At 66.7% G+C, this 16,135-nt stretch carries 15 protein-coding genes and 1 riboswitch; of the genes, 4 read left to right on the forward strand and 11 right to left on the reverse strand.

Annotation, left to right across the window (positions count from 1 at the left end):
* Nucleotides 1-34 precede the first annotated feature (34 nt).
* Entirely contained in the window at nucleotides 35-1,525 is a 1,491-nt protein-coding gene (locus Y900_RS15760; protein WP_036346929.1) for a M28 family metallopeptidase, read from the forward strand.
* A gap of 91 nt (nucleotides 1,526-1,616) precedes the next feature.
* On the opposite strand, the gene Y900_RS15765 is transcribed toward Y900_RS15760, so the two are convergent.
* The 7 genes from Y900_RS15765 to thiC all read right to left on the reverse strand — a co-directional run bounded on the left by Y900_RS15765 (nucleotide 1,617) and on the right by thiC (nucleotide 9,168).
* The gene (locus tag Y900_RS15765; protein WP_036343083.1) at nucleotides 1,617-2,879 is read right to left on the reverse strand and encodes a uracil-xanthine permease family protein; all 1,263 of its coding nucleotides are present in this window, start codon (nucleotides 2,877-2,879) and stop codon (nucleotides 1,617-1,619) included.
* On the reverse strand, nucleotides 2,833-4,095 hold the full coding sequence (locus Y900_RS15770) for an APC family permease (RefSeq protein WP_051660405.1): 1,263 nt from the start codon (nucleotides 4,093-4,095) through the stop codon (nucleotides 2,833-2,835). The genes Y900_RS15765 and Y900_RS15770 overlap by 47 nt, the downstream gene beginning before the upstream one ends.
* 191 nt (nucleotides 4,096-4,286) lie before the next feature.
* The gene (locus tag Y900_RS15775; protein WP_036343084.1) at nucleotides 4,287-4,547 is read right to left on the reverse strand and encodes a DoxX-related protein; all 261 of its coding nucleotides are present in this window, start codon (nucleotides 4,545-4,547) and stop codon (nucleotides 4,287-4,289) included.
* Nucleotides 4,548-4,564: 17 nt separating this feature from the next.
* Complete coding sequence (locus Y900_RS15780) at nucleotides 4,565-6,046, reverse strand: flavin-containing monooxygenase (RefSeq protein WP_036343085.1); 1,482 nt, start codon at nucleotides 6,044-6,046, stop codon at nucleotides 4,565-4,567.
* Nucleotides 6,047-6,152: 106 nt separating this feature from the next.
* Nucleotides 6,153-6,773, reverse strand: coding sequence for an alpha/beta hydrolase family protein (locus Y900_RS15785; protein ID WP_036343086.1), 621 nt, complete (start codon nucleotides 6,771-6,773; stop codon nucleotides 6,153-6,155).
* On the reverse strand, nucleotides 6,770-7,606 hold the full coding sequence (gene thiD, locus Y900_RS15790) for a bifunctional hydroxymethylpyrimidine kinase/phosphomethylpyrimidine kinase (RefSeq protein WP_036343087.1): 837 nt from the start codon (nucleotides 7,604-7,606) through the stop codon (nucleotides 6,770-6,772). The genes Y900_RS15785 and thiD overlap by 4 nt, the downstream gene beginning before the upstream one ends.
* Entirely contained in the window at nucleotides 7,603-9,168 is a 1,566-nt protein-coding gene (gene thiC, locus Y900_RS15795; protein ID WP_036343088.1) for a phosphomethylpyrimidine synthase ThiC, read from the reverse strand. Before thiC ends, thiD begins: the two co-directional genes overlap by 4 nt.
* A riboswitch (TPP riboswitch) is annotated at nucleotides 9,160-9,270 on the reverse strand. It overlaps the preceding gene by 9 nt.
* A gap of 121 nt (nucleotides 9,271-9,391) precedes the next feature.
* Between thiC and Y900_RS15800 the strand changes: the two genes are divergently transcribed.
* Nucleotides 9,392-10,246, forward strand: coding sequence for a putative endonuclease domain-containing protein (locus Y900_RS15800; protein WP_036343089.1), 855 nt, complete (start codon nucleotides 9,392-9,394; stop codon nucleotides 10,244-10,246).
* Nucleotides 10,247-10,483: 237 nt separating this feature from the next.
* Complete coding sequence (locus Y900_RS15805; protein WP_109751226.1) at nucleotides 10,484-12,187, forward strand: MFS transporter; 1,704 nt, start codon at nucleotides 10,484-10,486, stop codon at nucleotides 12,185-12,187.
* Here Y900_RS15805 and Y900_RS15810 read toward each other — a convergent pair.
* The 4 genes from Y900_RS15810 to Y900_RS31730 form a co-directional block, all read right to left on the reverse strand.
* Nucleotides 12,147-12,524, reverse strand: a complete 378-nt coding sequence (locus Y900_RS15810) for a hypothetical protein (protein WP_036343091.1) — start codon at nucleotides 12,522-12,524, stop codon at nucleotides 12,147-12,149. The genes Y900_RS15805 and Y900_RS15810 overlap by 41 nt on opposite strands.
* A 58-nt stretch (nucleotides 12,525-12,582) precedes the next feature.
* Nucleotides 12,583-12,867 (reverse strand): hypothetical protein, encoded by a 285-nt coding sequence (locus Y900_RS15815; RefSeq protein ID WP_131536177.1) that lies wholly within the window; start codon nucleotides 12,865-12,867, stop codon nucleotides 12,583-12,585.
* A 125-nt stretch (nucleotides 12,868-12,992) separates the two neighbouring features.
* Nucleotides 12,993-13,451, reverse strand: coding sequence for a hypothetical protein (locus tag Y900_RS15820; protein WP_036343093.1), 459 nt, complete (start codon nucleotides 13,449-13,451; stop codon nucleotides 12,993-12,995).
* 90 nt (nucleotides 13,452-13,541) lie between these two features.
* The gene (locus Y900_RS31730) at nucleotides 13,542-14,936 is read right to left on the reverse strand and encodes a hypothetical protein (protein WP_131536179.1); all 1,395 of its coding nucleotides are present in this window, start codon (nucleotides 14,934-14,936) and stop codon (nucleotides 13,542-13,544) included.
* 176 nt (nucleotides 14,937-15,112) lie between these two features.
* Here Y900_RS31730 and Y900_RS15830 point away from each other — a divergent pair, with 176 nt between their 5' ends.
* Nucleotides 15,113-16,132, forward strand: coding sequence for an NADP-dependent oxidoreductase (locus Y900_RS15830; protein ID WP_036346936.1), 1,020 nt, complete (start codon nucleotides 15,113-15,115; stop codon nucleotides 16,130-16,132).
* Nucleotides 16,133-16,135 lie beyond the last annotated feature (3 nt).

Below are 16,135 nucleotides of genomic sequence, written 5' to 3' on the forward strand. Positions count from 1 at the left end.
ATCTGCGCGTTCGCCGATACGTACCCTGGGCGCGATGAAGTACAGACACCTGGCCGTCGCGCTGTCGGTCGCAGTCGTCGCGGTGGCGGGATGCAACCGGCCGGCCGACTCCGGCCAACCGGCAGCCCCGGCCAAGGCCGCTGCGCAGTTCGCCGACGAGCTCCGCCAGCGGGTCACCACCGACGCGATGATGGCCCACCTGCAGAAGCTTCAGGACATCGCCAACGCCAACAACGGCACCAGGGCGGTGGGCACCCCCGGCTTCGATGCCAGCGTCGACTATGTGGCCGGCGTGCTGCGCTCGAAGGGGTTCGACGTCCAGACCCCGGAGTTCCAGGCCAAGGTGTTCAAAGCCGGTAAGCCGGAGTTGCGAGTCGGTGGCGACACCGTCACCGCGCAGGCCGCGGAGTTCAGCCTCTCCACCCCGCCGCAGGGCATCACCGGGCCATTGGTCGCCGCCCCTGCGAGCGACACACCGGGCTGCGCGCCGGCCGACTACGACGGCCTTGCCGTCCAGGGAGCGGTGGTACTCGTCGACCGGGGTAGTTGTCCGTTCTCCGATAAGCAGGCCATCGCGGCCAAGCTCGGTGCGATCGCGATGGTGGTCGCCGACAACGTCGACGAGCCGGCGATGGGGGCCACCCTCGGAGAGACGACCGACGTCAAGATCCCGGTGGTCGGTGTGAGCAAGGCCGACGGCGCGCGGCTGCGTGCCAATCCCGGGCCGACGATGCTCAAGCTCGAGGCCACCACGCAAGTGGTCAACGCGCGCAACGTCATCGCGCAGACCAAGACCGGATCGACCACTGACGTGATCATGACCGGCGCCCACCTGGACAGCGTTCCCGAGGGACCCGGCATCAACGACAACGGCTCCGGGGTGGCCGCTGTGCTGGAGACCGCGGCGCAACTCGGCCCCAATCCCGACGTGAAAAATGCTGTGCGATTCGCGTTCTGGGGTGCCGAGGAGCTCGGGACCATCGGATCCAACAAGTACATCGAGTCGCTGAATGTGGATCAGCTCAAGGATATTGCGCTGTATTTGAATTACGACATGATCGGCTCGCCCAACCCCGGCTTCTTCACCTACGACGGTGACCAGTCCACCGCCCCCGGGCGCGGGGAGCGGGCTCCGCGCGTGCCCGAGGGGTCCGCCGGTATCGAGCGGACCTTGGTCGCCTATCTGAAGTCGACAGGAAAGACCGCCCAGGACACGTCTTTCGACGGCCGGTCGGATTACGACGCGTTCACCAAGGCCGGCATTCCCTCCGGTGGGCTGTTCTCCGGGGCCGAGGAGAACAAGACCGCCGACCAGCAGAAGCTGTGGGGTGGTACTGCCGACGCGCCGTTCGATCCGAACTATCACAAGGCAACCGACACCATCGATCACATCGACAAGGCCGCGCTGGGCATCCTCGGCGGGGGAGTCGTGTTCTCGGTCGGGCTCTACGCCCAGGACATCGAGGGCCGCAACGGTATTCCCATTCGGGAGGACCGCACTCGGCACGCGGGTTTGGTGTCGTAGCCCGTCGTCGAGATTGCGCTCAGATCGTCATTCCAGCCGAAATTGCGATCTGAGCGCAATCTCGCTGCCGTGAGCACAGATTCGATATGGGTTACGCCGGTCCGCCGCGCAGCACCCCCAACGCCCGCATGCCGTGGTAGATGACGAGCGCGGCGATCGAGCCGAGCGCAATGCCGGTGAACGTGAGATTGCCGATCTTCCAGGTGAAGTCGGCGATGCCGATGATCAGTGCGATCGCGGCGGTCATCTGGTTGATCGGCAGGCTGAAGTCCACCCGATTGGTCAGCCAGATCCGCACACCCAGCACGCCGACCAGACCGTAGAGCACGATCGTCGCACCGCCGAGCACGCCGGGCGGGATCGCCGAGATCGTCGCTCCGACCTTGGGACACAACGCCAACAGGATCGCGGTCACACCGGCCACCCAATAGGCGGCCGTGGAGTACACCCGGGTGGCCGCCATCACGCCGATGTTCTCGGCATAGGTGGTGGTGGCCGAGCCGCCGCCGAAACCGGCCAGCACGGTCGCGACGCCGTCCGCCGCCAGCGCGCGCCCGGTCAGCGGGTCGGTGTCGACCCCGGTCATCTGACCCACCGATTTCACGTGCCCGATGTTCTCGGCGATCAGTGCGATCACCGCGGGCAGGAACATCGGCAGGACCGAGAGGTTCAGCGTCGGCGTCTGGAACTCCGGAAGTCCGATCCACCCGGCCGCCGCGATCCCCGCGCTGTCCACTTGGCCGAGGACCAGCGCCAACAGATACCCGGCGACCACGGCCAGGAAGATCGCCAGCCGTCCGATGATGCCGCGGAAGAACGCCAGCGCCGCCACCAGCAGCACCAGCGTGACGATGCCGACCAGTGGGCCCTTCTCGAAGTTCGTCTTGGCGGCCGGTGCCAGGTTGAATCCGATCAGCGCGACGATGGCGCCCGTGACGACCGGCGGCAGCGCGATGTCGATCCAGCGGGTGCCGGCCAGGTGCACGGCCAGACCGATCACGATCAACAGCACCCCGACCGCGATCAGCCCGCCCAGCGCACTGCCGGCGCCGTGTGACGCCACCGCGGCGGTCACCGGCGCGATCACCGAGAAGCTGGAGCCGAGATAGCTGGGCAGCCGGTTGCCGGTGATCACCAGGAACAGCAGTGTCCCGATACCGGAGAACAGAAGCGTGGTGGCCGGCGGGAACCCGGTGAGCACCGGAACCAGAAACGTGGCGCCGAACATGGCGACCACGTGCTGGGCGCCGATACCGAGGGTGCGCGGCCAGCTCAACCGCTCATGCGGGGCGACGACAAAGTTCTGGTCAGCCCGGCTTTCCACCGGTGTCCAGGTCATGGGAATCACGGTCATACCGTAACCGCCGAACCGCGTAGATGACGGCGCCAAGGACGAGCACCCCCGCCCCGGACAGCACGGTCGGAAGTGGCAGTGCAACCGAGAGCACCACGCAGCCGACCAGCCCGACCGCGGGAATGATGCGGCGCCCCAACGTCCAGGCGGATGCGTTCGCGACCGCGTAGTACACCAGCACCGCGAACGACGAAAAGCCGATCACCCCACGGACATCTGCGACCGCGGCGAGCACCGCGACCACCACCCCGACGGCCACCTCGGCGCGGTGCGGAACGCCGAACCGCGGATGCACGGTGGCCAGCCCGCCGGGCAGGTGATGATCGCGCGCCATCGCCACGGTGGTTCTCGACACCCCGAGAATAAGCGACAGCAGGGAGCCCAGCGCCGCCACCGCGGCGCAGATCCGCACCACCGGCTCGAAGCCGGCCGCCCCGGCAACGCGTACCGCGTCCGCCAATGGTGCTGCGGCTGTTGCCAATCGCTCCGGACCCAGAGTCGTGAGCACCGTGACCGCAACGGCCGCGTAGATGACCAGAGCGAGCCCGAGTGCCATGGGGATGGCCCGTGGGATGGTCCGGGCCGGATCGCGGACCTCCTCACCGAGGGTGGCGATCCGCGCATAGCCGGCGAACGCGAAGAACAGCAGACCGGCCGCCTGCAGCACCCCGAGCACCGTGCCGTGGCCGAGCCGCAACTGGTCGACGTCCCCGCGTCCCGAGGCGGCCACGATCACCACGACGGCGGCGAGCACCGCCAGCACGACGGCGACGATGACGCGGGTCAGCAGCGCCGATTTCTGGACACCGCGATAGTTCACCGCCGTCAGCGCCGCCACCGCGGCGACGGCCACCGCGTGGGCGTAGGCGGGCCATACGTAGAAGCCGACGGTCAGTGCCATCGCCGCACACGAGGCGGTCTTGCCGACCACGAAGCTCCAGCCGGCCAGGTAGCCCCAGAAGTCGCCGAGCCGTTCCCGCCCGTAGACGTAGGTGCCGCCTGATTGGGGGTAGCGGGCCGCCAGCCGCGCGGACGAGTTGGCGTTGCAGTAGGCGACCACGGCGGCAACCGCCAGCCCGACCAGCAGCCAGGATCCTGCCGCCGCGGCGGCGGGCGCCAGCGCGACGAAGATGCCGGCCCCGACCATCGAGCCGAGCCCGATGATCACGGCGTCGGTGATGCCCAAACGGCGTTGGAGCGTGCTCACGGCCGGGATGCTAGGCGCTGAACATGAATGCGGACCGGCGAGGGAGCGGTCGCCCGCGCCCAAGCCGGTCCGGCACGGTCCCCCGACCCATTTCGCGTGGCATCCTCACAAACCAACGACATACGCGTCGCCGTGCCCGATCAATGTAAGCGAAATATCTGACGGGGCTGTAAATCTTGTCGGAACTGTGATCTCGAGTGTCAGCGGTTGCGGACGATGTTGGCACCCAGATAGGCGCCGTAGGCCAGCAATCCGGCCACCGCGAGCTTGCGAGTCTTGGGTGCGATCAGGGCCAGCCCGATCGCCGTCTCGATGCCGCCGTCGATGTAGGTGTGCTGCAACGTATTGTCCGGAAACGCCGACATGGTGGCGGATTCGAACAGCTCCGGGCGCACGAAGTGCGACAGCCCGGTGGCGGCCACAACCAACCCGGTCGCTTTGATCAACGGCTCTGCTGACATCGACGTCCTCTCACAGGTCAACTGATGTGGTAGTCGGAGAGCGGGTACGTCGACGCTTCGCGTAGTGCCTCGTGCGTAGTCATCGGCCGCAACAGCGTCGCCTCACCACTGGGATTGAAATAGTACGACCGCGCCGTCGCGCAATTGCCGAGGGTGAACAAAGAGGTGCCGAGCAGCTCGGTCATCTCGTCCAGATAGCGGGAGTTGGCTTCTTCGGTGATCTCGAACGTGGTTGCCCCCCGTTGCTTCAGTTCGCCGAACAGCCGGTCCATGTGCCGCATCTGATATTCCATCGAGTTGAAGAAGTTCAAGCCGAGGAACGCGTACGGACTGGCCAGGCTCAAGAAGTTGGGGAAGTACGGAACCGATACGCCTTGATAGGCCTGGAATCGGGTTTCGCGCCACCACTTCCCGAGATTGCGGCCGTCGCGACCGATCACCTCGATGGCCGGGAAATTGGCTTCCCAGAGATCGAAACCTGTTGCCAGCACCAGGGTGTCGATGACGGACTTGGTGCCGTCGTTGGCGACGATCCCGTCGGCCTCGATGTGGTCGATCCCGCTGGACTGCAGGTACACATTCGGTCGGGTGAATGCCCGATAGAACTTGTTGGAGAACGTCGGCCGTTTGCAGCCGAAGGCGTAGTCCGGGGTGAGCTTGCGCCGCAGTTCCTTGTCCCGGATGACGGCGAAGCGCCACACCTTGGAGAGGTAGGCCGCGGCGCGGTTACCCAGCGGGAAACGGCTGTAATGCAGAATGCCCCAGTCGACCAGCACCTCGTAGACGAAGTCGGTGACGGCGCGAATGATGCGTTGGCTCAGCGGCACGCGGGCGAACAGCCGCTTGGCCCTGGCGGAGAACTTGATGTCGAACTTGGGCACGACATAAATGGCCGTGCGTTGATAAACGGTGAGATCGGCTGCGTCGCGGGCCAATTCGGGGATGAGCTGGACCGCGGTGGCGCCGGTGCCGATGATGCCGATCTTGCGGTTGGTCGCGTCGTAACTGTCGTCCCACGCCGCGGTGTGGACGATCTTGCCTTCGAAGGTGTCGATGCCCGGGATCTCGGGGGTGCGCGGTTGCGAGAGGAAGCCCGTCGCGGTGATCAGGTACCGCGCCGCCAGGGTGTCACCGTCGGCGACCGTGACCCGCCACACGTTGTCTTCTTCGTCCCAGCGGGCGCTCTCGACGGTCGTGTTGAACCGGATGTGGCGACGCACGTCGTACTTGTCCGCGACGTTGTCGGCGTACTGCTTGATCTCGGCCCCGGTGGAGAACAGCCGGTCCCAGTTCGGGTTGGGCTCGAAGAAATACGAATACGTGGTGGTGGGGACGTCGACGGTCAGCCCGGGATAGTGGTTGACGTACCAGGTGCCGCCCAGATCGTCCTCGCGATCCAGAATGGCGAAGTTGTCGAATCCGAGGCGCTTGAGCTCGATCGCCGCGCCGATTCCTCCGAAACCGGCGCCCACGATGATCGCGTCGTACTGCGTTGGCATGGGAACAGAATACCGTATCTTACTCGCCAGTAAGATACGCCGTTGGACCCTAATTCCTGGGACTGATGTCGTCTCGGCCGACGTTGCTCACCGCGTCGAGCTGCGCTCAGGACAGTGCCGCCAGCGCGGCGTCGACGGCGAGGGTGGGCACGTCTAGCTTCGTGGAGCCGAGGTCGTGGCGGGCGCCGGTGACTTCGACAATCGACACCGGCGCGGGAACGAGCGTGGCCGCCTCGCGGAGTTCGTCGATGGTGCCGAACGGATCGGCGGTGCCGTGCGTGAACACCGTCGGCACGGTGATGGCGCCGAAGTGTTCGGTGCGCAACCGGTCTGGCTTGCCGGGCGGGTGCAGGGGGTAGGAGAACGGGGTCAACACGCCGACGAGGCCGGGATGCTCGGCGACGACCATCGACGTCTGCCGACCCCCGTAGGAATGCCCGCCGGCCAGAAGCGGACCCGCGGCCATTGACCGGGCCAGCGTGAGCGCATCGACGATCCCGTCCCGGTCGCCGCCCGCCGACCCCGACGGCGGACCCTTCGGGCGGCGCCTGCGGTAGGGCAGGTTGTAGCGGATCGCGAGCCAACCGCGGGAGGCCCACTCGTCGCAGATCCTGATCAGCAGGGGCGACTCCCGGCTGCCGCCGGCACCGTGGGTCAGTACCACTACGCCGGCCGGGGCGCCGTCCGGTTCATGTGCGACGCCGGCGATCTCGTCGAGGTCGGTCATGACTGCAGCCGCCACAGCGCCGACACCGGCCCGTGGCCGCTGCCAAGCGGATACGCCGCGCGCAGGCACTCGGTGACCCACGCCTTGCCGAACGCGACGGCGTCGGGCATCGAGTACCCGTGAGCCAGGGCGCACACGGTGGCCGCCCCCAGCGTGTCACCCGCACCGTGGTCGTGGCCGGTCTCCACCCGCGGGGCGTCGAACTCGTGGAAGTCGGTGCCGTCGTACAGCAGGTCCGGGCTGTGCGTCGACCCGCGCAGATGGCCCCCCTTGACCAGCGCCCACTGCGGGCCCAGTGCGTGCAGCGCCTTGGCGGCATCGCGCTGGGTCTGCTCGTCGACGACGTCGATACCCACCAGCAGTCGGACCTCGTCGAGATTGGGGGTGACCAGACTGGCCAGCGGGAAGAGCTGGCTGCGCAGGGTCTCCAGTGCCGACGGGTGCAGCAGCGGGTCGCCGTGCATCGAGGCACAGACCGGGTCGACGACAAACGGCGTGGTGCCCGCCAGGCCGAGGTCACGCCATGTGCCCGCCACCGTTTCAATGATCTGCGAGGAGGCCAGCATGCCGGTCTTGGCGGCCTGCACGCCGATGTCGGTGACCACCGCCGAGATCTGGCCGGCGATCACGTCCGTCGGAATTTCGTGAAAACCCTTGACGCCCAATGAGTTCTGTACAGTCACGGCAGTCACGGCGACCAGCGAGTGCAACCCGAGTAGGGCGAAGGTGCGCATGTCGGCCTGGATACCCGCGCCGCCACCGGAGTCGGAGCCGGCGATGGTCATGACCCGCAGTGGCGTCCGGCCCGGCGGGGTCAGGGGGAGCAAATTCACGGCACTGAGTTTTCCAGAGGGATGTACACCCGGTTGCCGTGTGCGGCGAACTCCTCGGATTTGGTGTCCATGGCGTCGCGAATGTCCTGCGTGATGCGCATCGAGCAGAACTTCGGCCCGCACATCGAGCAGAAGTGTGCGGTCTTGGCGGGCTCGGCGGGCAGTGTCTCGTCGTGGAACTCGCGGGCGGTGTCGGGGTCCAGCGACAGCGCGAACTGGTCGTGCCAGCGGAAGTCGAACCGGGCCCGCGAGAGCGCATCGTCGCGCTCCTGCGCACGGGGGTGGCCCTTGGCCAAGTCGGCGGAGTGGGCGGCGATCTTGTAGGCGATCACGCCGTCCTTGACGTCCTTGCGGTTGGGCAGGCCGAGGTGCTCTTTCGGCGTCACGTAACACAGCATCGCGGTGCCGGCCTGGGCGATGATCGCCGCCCCGATCGCCGACGTGATGTGGTCATAGCCCGGTGCGATGTCGGTGGCCAGCGGACCCAGTGTGTAGAACGGCGCCTCCTCGCACAGCTCCTCCTCGAGTCGCACGTTCTCGACGATCTTGTGCATCGGCACATGGCCGGGGCCTTCGATCATCACCTGCACCCCAGCGGCTTTCGCGACCTTCGTCAGCTCGCCGAGGGTGGCCAGCTCGGCGAATTGAGCCGCATCGTTGGCATCGGCGATCGAACCCGGACGCAAGCCGTCACCCAGTGAGAACGTGACATCGTAGCGGGCGAGGATCGTGCAGAGTTCGTCAAAGTTGGTGTACAGGAACGATTCTTGATGATGAGCCAGGCACCAGGCGGCCATGATCGCGCCGCCGCGACTGACGATCCCGGTGACGCGCTTGACCGTCAGCGGGATGTGACGCAACAGCACGCCGGCGTGCACGGTCATATAGTCGACGCCCTGCTCGCACTGCTCGATCACGGTGTCGCGGTAGATCTCCCACGTCATCCGGGTCGGGTCGCCGTTGACCTTCTCCAGCGCCTGGTACATCGGCACCGTGCCGACCGGAACAGGGGAGTTGCGCAGGATCCACTCCCGGGTGGTGTGGATGTCGGCGCCGGTGGACAGGTCCATGATGGTGTCGGCGCCCCACCGGGTGGCCCACACCATCTTGTCGACTTCCTCGGCGATCGACGAGGTGACCGCCGAATTGCCGATATTGGCATTGACTTTCACCGCGAAGGCCTTGCCGATGATCATCGGCTCGCTCTCCGGGTGGCGGTGATTGGCCGGGATCACCGCCCGGCCGCGCGCCACCTCGTCGCGCACGAGTTCGGCGTCGACGCCCTCCCTGACCGCGATGAAGGCCATCTCGGCGGTGATCTCACCGGCGCGGGCCCGCTGCAGTTGGGTGCCGCGGTCTGCGACTACGCCCGGCCGCCCGGGTAGCCCGGCGTGCAGGTCGATCACCGCGTCGGCGTCGGTGTAGGGACCCGAGGTGTCATAGAGGTCCAGATGTTCGTCGTTCGAGAGGCCGACCCGGCGAAACGGAACGCCGTCGCGATAGATCTTCGTGCTACCGGCGATCGGGCCGGTGGTGACGGTGGGATCGACAAAAGCACTCATTACGCATCTCCCTACGCCGGCATTACCCGGACAGGTTCTACGGTCGACGGCCGGTCAGCCGTCCTCTCAGCGCACTCGTTGTGCGCTCCCGTGTGGTTGTTGGTCCGCCGCCCACGCTAGCAGCCGAGCGCGAGTTTCACGTTTCGCGGCGGTCTACTCGATCTTTCGCTGCGAAAGGTGAAATTCGACAGCGGTGTCGGTGCCCGATGGGAGGCTCCCGTTCATGGCCAAGCGGGAGGTGTTCGTCGGCCGTGAAGCGCTGTCCGATGGCCGGCTCACCAGGAGTGAACTGGTCCGCTGGTACCAACCGCTATTCCGCGGCGTGTACGTACCAAAGGATTCAGCAGTGACGTTGTGGGACCGGGCGAAGGCGGCCTGGTTGGTGACCGGCCGCCAAGCCGTGATCACCGGTGTGGCGGCGTCTGGTCTGCATGGCGCGAGTTGGGTCGACCCTCAGACACCCATCGAGTTGATATCGCCACGCCATGCGCGGCCGCAACCAGGCCTCGTTGTCCGTCAGGAGTCGATCGCACCTGACGAGATCACCCAAGTCTCGGGCATCCCAGTGGTTGTGCGTGCCCGCGCGGCCTTCGATCTCGGCCGGCATCTACGGCGCGGTGACGCCGTCGCGAGGATGGATGCGCTCATGCGCAACCAAGTGTTCTCCGCCGAGGACGTGCTCATCCTCGCCAAGCGGTATCCCGGTGTGCGGGGCCTGCGACAGTTGACCGGTGTACTGCCGCTGGTCGATGGCGGTGCGGCCTCACCGCAGGAGACGCGACTGCGGTTGATGTACCTCGACGCCGGCCTCCCACGTCCCACCACTCAGGTGCCGGTGTGCGACGGCTGGCAGGCGGTCCGCATCCTCGACCTGGGCTGGGAAGAATTCCGGGTCGGCTCGGAATACGACGGCGATGTGCACCGCACCGACCGCCGTGCGTACGTCAAGGATGTCCGGCTCCGCCCAATCGTGGAAAGCCTTGGCTGGGCGGTCGATCATGTCATCAAGGAAGACCGCCAGGACGAGATCATCAGGCGCGCCGCGGTGCTGCTCTTGTCCCGCGGATGGAAGCGCTAACCGGGTCCTGCGTCGATTTTCACCTTTCGCACCGATGCACTCGATCTTTCGCTGCGAAACGTGAAATTCGACGCGGGACAACGATTGGCTCTGAATGATTTGTATAGCTAACATATGCGTTATTGCGCCGGACGGCGCCCATTGCTTTGTGCTGGACGATTGCATACGAAACGAGATTCGCCCGTGACGACCGAGCTTGACCCGGCCCTGGCCGAGACCGACCGGCGCCGCCGCCGGATGGACCACGACCACCCGCACTACAAGTGGGTGGTCCTGTCCAATACGACGCTCGGCATCCTGCTGGCCTCGATCAACGCGTCGATCGTCCTGATCTCCCTGCCCGCGATCTTCCGCGGTATCGACCTGAACCCCCTCGCTCCCGGCAACGTCAGCTACCTGCTGTGGATGCTGATGGGCTACCTCGTGGTGACCGCCGTACTGGTGGTGCCGTTCGGCCGTCTCGGCGACATGTTCGGCCGGGTGCGGATCTACAACATCGGCTTCGTCGTGTTCACCCTGGCGGCCATCGCACTGTCATTCGACCCGTTCCACCTCGACGGCGGCGCCATCTGGCTGATCGCCTGGCGTGTGGTCCAGGGCGTCGGCGGCGCGATGCTGATGTCGTCGTCGTCGGCCATCCTCACCGACGCCTTCCCGGCCAACCAGCGTGGCATGGCGCTGGGCGTCAACATGGTGGCGGCCGTTGCCGGCTCATTCCTGGGCCTGCTGATCGGCGGCGTGCTGTCCGAGGTGCACTGGCAAGCGATCTTCTGGGTGGGCGTGCCGATCGGCGTGATCGGCACTCTCTGGAGCGTGCGCTCGCTGAAGGAACTGGGCGTGCGTAACCCCGGCCGCGTCGACTGGGCAGGCACCATCACATTCGGTGTCGGGCTGACCGTTCTGCTCATCGGCATCACCTACGGCATCCAGCCCTACGGCGATTCGACGACCGGCTGGATGAGCCCGATGGTGCTGGGCTCGATCATCGGCGGCTTGGCGCTGCTGGTGGCGTTCTGTTTCATCGAGCTGCGCGTGTTACAACCGATGGTCGACATCCGGCTGTTCCGGTCGGCGGCCTTCGGCATGGGCAACCTCGCCGGACTGATGTCCTCAGTCGGCCGCGGTGGCCTGCAGTTCATGTTGATCATCTGGTTGCAAGGCATCTGGCTTCCGTTGCACGGCTACAGCTTCGAATCGACTCCGCTATGGGCGGGTATCTACCTGTTGCCCGCGACATTCGGTTTCCTGGCTGCAGCACCGATCGCCGGATCGCTCGCCGACCGGTTCGGCGCGCGGCCATTCACCGTCGGCGGCATGCTCTTGATGGCTGCCACTTTCGTTGCCTTGCTGTTGATTCCGGTGAACTTCAACTACTGGGTATTCGCGGTTCTGGTGTTCCTCAACGGCATCGGTGGCGGCATCTTCACCGCACCAAACACCGCGGCGATCATGTCGAGCGTCCCCGCTTCGCAACGCGGGGCCGCCTCGGGGGTGCGCTCGACGTTCTTCAACGCGGGCAATTCGCTGTCCATCGGGATCTTCTTCTCGCTGATGATTGTCGGGCTGGCCCACACCCTGCCCACCGCGATGAGCCAAGGCCTCCAGGCCCAGGGTATTTCGGCTTCGGTCGCCCACGACGTGGCCAACCTGCCGCCTGTCGGCAGCCTGTTCGCGGCGTTCCTGGGGTACAACCCGATCGGCGAACTCCTGGCGCCCTACAACGCGTTGCACCAGCCCGGCGTCAACGCCGACGTGCTGACCGGGCAGACGTTCTTCCCGAATCTGATCACCGAACCGTTCCACTCCGGCTTGGTGGTGGTGTTCGGTGCCGCCGCGCTGATGATGGTGATCGGCGCGATCGCCTCGATGTTCAACCCGGGCCGCTACGGCGTCGCGGAGGTCACCGAAGACCAGGCGCCCGCGACGACGACGGCCGAGTAGCCGGTGGCGGGGCGGTGCCCTCGGCGACCCAGCGATGCAACCGTCCCGCGGTGCGCCACATTGCGGCCTGCAGTTCGGCGGGCCCGACCTCGGCTTGCGCGCATGCGGTCAGGCGCTCGGAGATCCTGGACAGGGTGAAGGCGCCCATCCGGGCGGTGCGGTCCCGCGAGGCGCGCATGCTCTGCGCGATCGCCTCCCGGAACTCGAGCAGATCGCCGACCGTCCTGGATCCGCCGGCCGGCCGCTGCCGTCGATATTCCTCGATGAGTGCGTCGATACAGGTCAACGCCTGATGCGCAGTGCTTTTCGGGATCGGGATGCTGAGGTCCGAGCTCACCGTCTGAGCCCAGCACGCCCGCTCGAACGGACCGTGACCAGCCGAGAACGGCTACGGATCACGAATCCGAACGGCCGACCAAGATGAGGTCACGAAGCGCGAACGCCGGGACCGCGAGCGCATCGGAGAGCTGGGCGGCGAAGGATCGGGCGATGCGGGTACCGTCGCGCTGCTCGTCGAAGTCACCTGTGAGATCGACGGCGATCCGGCAGCCGAACGTATCGCCGGCCTCCACCACGTTGATGCCCTGCACGCCCACAGGCAACGGAAGTTGGCGGGCGGCCGCACGGACGTGCTCCACCGTCGCTGCCCAATCGACGTACACCGACACAAACGACCCCATCTCGACCATGGTTCTTCCGGTCAGCCGTGGGCGCCACACGAATCATGGAATGTTCATCTCCCGGAAACCCGCCGATGGCTTGGGCCGGAATACCGATGGGCAGCAGGGAGAGCGACCAGCGCGGATCAGCAGTCGTTGCCGGCCTGCAAAAGAACCTTTTTCAGGCGCGGTGCTGGTATGGCGTGAACGTCGTAACCAGGATTGTCATCAGCCCAGGCGATTTCAGAGCAGTCGCGAAACCCTGCTGCAGTTTCGGCTTCGCTGACCGAGTGGTCTTGCACCCACCCGTCGAGCACGCTCTTGCAACCGACGAGGTTCACGTTGCCCAATCTGACCGCTGACGCTGCCGGCCCTGTCGAACCGTCCGCGCTAGGGGGGTGGCGGGAGCTGTGCCACTCGATGAGGTCACGCACCGGCGCCAGGTGGCACGGCTGTCCCGGGCTCGACTGAAGCGTTGACGGCAAGTCGGCGGCGCTCGACGCGACCACCGAGGTCGGTGACGGTGTGGCGGATGTGGAGGTGCCGCACGATGCGAGCATCACCGGCGCGAGAGCGGCAATGAGAGTCCAGCCGATCTGCGCCATCCGCCAAATACTACGGACAGTGACCGACCGTTGGGTCGCCCGGACTCTGGGCCGCCCGTACTTTGGGGCGCGCGGGATCGCGGCGACGGCTCACTCGCCGCTGTCGGCGATGTCCACATTCGCGGTCTGGTCACCGGAACGTCGCCGGCGGACCACCACGACGGTGATCGCGACGCCCGCGAGGACCACTACCGCTGCGATCCCACCGCCGATCAGTAGCGTGCGGTTCTGGTGTCGCTGAGCCGGTGCCTGGGGCGCCTGTTGGCCGGCAACGAGTTTGATGTCGTAGCCGGGCAGCGGATCCTGAGCGGGCGGGTCGACGCCGGGCAGCAGCTGCGTCCGGGAGATCTGGAACAGCGCTTCGCCGTGTTCGTCCTTCGACCATTGCCCCCAGGCGGGAATCTCGCCGTCGAGAAGAACTCGCGTGGCATCGCCGACGGCGGGGTCCTTACCCAGCTCTGTCAGCGTGCGCACCCGGAACGGCGCGGAGGTGCCCTGGTCGAATGTCACTTGCACAAGGGCGTTCTTGATGATGTTCAGCGGTGCCGGCTTCTGCGGGGGCGCCTGCCCGGGCGCCGGCTTGAAGCCGCCGCCGGAGAAGCTGCCGACCGAGATGTTGGTCGGCGCCGCAGAACCGGTTTCAGTCGACGCGGTGAAGCTGTACACCCCGGGTCCTGGGGTGTCGATCACAGCCCTTTGCAGCGGCGGGACGGTGAATGTCCTTGGCGTGCCGCCGGATTCGTACACCACCTGCAGCGGGGCCTGGTACGGGTTGATGAAGACGGGCCGGTAGTACCGGTCGTATGAGGTCCAGCGCGAGTTCCATTTCTTGACCGGACTGTTCAGCCGCCCACCCCTGGATCGGGCCGGGCGGGGGACCGCGGACTTCACCTTGTTGGCGTAGGCGCGGGCACCCCTGGTGGTGGTCTTCGGGCCGACGACCCTGCCCCGCCGCGCGGTGGTGCCGTCGTCGCGCGGGACCTCGGCGGTGTCCGGCTTGGGTTCGGCCTCGGGCTCGTCGTCCGGGTCTGCCGTGGGATTCGCCCCGTCGTCGGGGCTGTGGGTCTCCGGAGCAGACGGCTCCTGGGGTCCGCCGTCCGGGTGCTCGCCGTCGGGGTGCTCGTCTTCGGCGCCAGGCTCCTCGCCCGTAGGCTGCTGGGCCTGCTCGGGCTCCTGCTGGTCCTCTCCCGGCGGGTTCGGCGCGTCCTCGTCGGCCGGGTCGTCCACCTCAGGCGCATCGTCCATGCCGCCGTCGTCGACGTCGCCCGGGTCGTCGAAACCCACGCCGCCCTCGTCGTAGGCGCCGCTGTCGTCATAACCGCCGTCGTCGTATCCGCCACCGTCGTCGTAGCTGCTGCCACCGTCGCCGTCGTCCGGGTCGGCCGAACTCACCGGGATTCCGGCGAACAACGTCGACATCGACAGGGCGACGGCTGCGGTGAAAGCTGCAGGCTTATAACAGAACATTGCGGTTGCGCGGCGCACTGAGACCTCCCCCTTGGACACCACGGGCCGACCGTGGCACTGCCATCAAATCACCCTGGCCGCGATGATGGAACGTCTTCGCCGTTTGCTGGGCGGTGGTGGCGTGTCATGCCGCCGCGTCGCGACTGTCCCAACTGGCCCCCGAATCGGCGCTGTCTTCGGTAGCTTCGGAGACCGTGCCCGCGCTGACGAATCGCCAGATACTCCTTCGCCGCCGCCCCTCGGGCCTGGTGCAATCGACCGATACCGAGCTGGTCACCACGCACGCACCCGACCTCGCCGAGGGGGAGGCGCTACTGCGCACCACGTATGTGGGCCTGGATGCTGCGGTCCGCACCTGGCTGGACGATCAGCCGAGCTACCTGCCGCCGGTGCAACTCGGTGAGGTCATCCGCGCCGCCGGTATCGGGGAGGTCGTCGAATCACGCTGCGACGCGTTCACGGTCGGCGACATCGTCACCACCCTGACCGGCTTCCAGGACTACGCGATCATCCGCGACGACATGTTCAGCACGCCCATCCCGGGTGAGACGGATCAGCTGGCGATCATGAGCGTGTACGGGCCGACCGGCGCCACCGCCTATTTCGGCATGACCGATATCGGCCGGCCGAAGGAGGGCGAGACGGTCGTGGTGTCGGCGGCGGCCGGTGCCACCGGTTCGGTGGCGGGCCAGATCGCCAAGATCGCCGGTGCCCGGGTGGTCGGCATCGCCGGCGGCCCGGACAAGTGCCGGGCGGTGGTCGAGGACTTCGGGTTCGACGCCTGCATCGACTACAAGAACGACGACATCCCGGCCTCGCTGAAACAGCACTGCCCCAAGGGGGTTGACGTCTACTTCGACAACGTCGGCGGTCCGATCCTGAACGCCGTGCTGGGTCGGCTGGCCCCCAGGGCGCGGGTGGTGCTGTGCGGGGTCATCTCCAGCTACCTGACCGGTGAGCATCCCGGGCCGGCCAACTACGTCAACCTGCTGGCCAAAACGGCCTCGATGCAGGGGTTCAACGCCCTGGACATGTGGGGCCGCTTCGATGAGGCGTTCGCCGATCTGCGCCGCTGGGAATCCGAGGGCAAGCTGGTGCACCGCGAAACCGTCTTCCACGGTCTGGAAGCCTGCGTCGACGCGCTCAACGGACTGTTCACGGGTGCCAACATCGGCAAGATGCTGGTGAAGGTCAGCGAGCCCGCAAAGGTCTGAGGG

This window comes from Mycolicibacterium aromaticivorans JS19b1 = JCM 16368 (assembly GCF_000559085.1).
Classification (GTDB): Bacteria; Actinomycetota; Actinomycetes; order Mycobacteriales; family Mycobacteriaceae; genus Mycobacterium; species Mycobacterium aromaticivorans.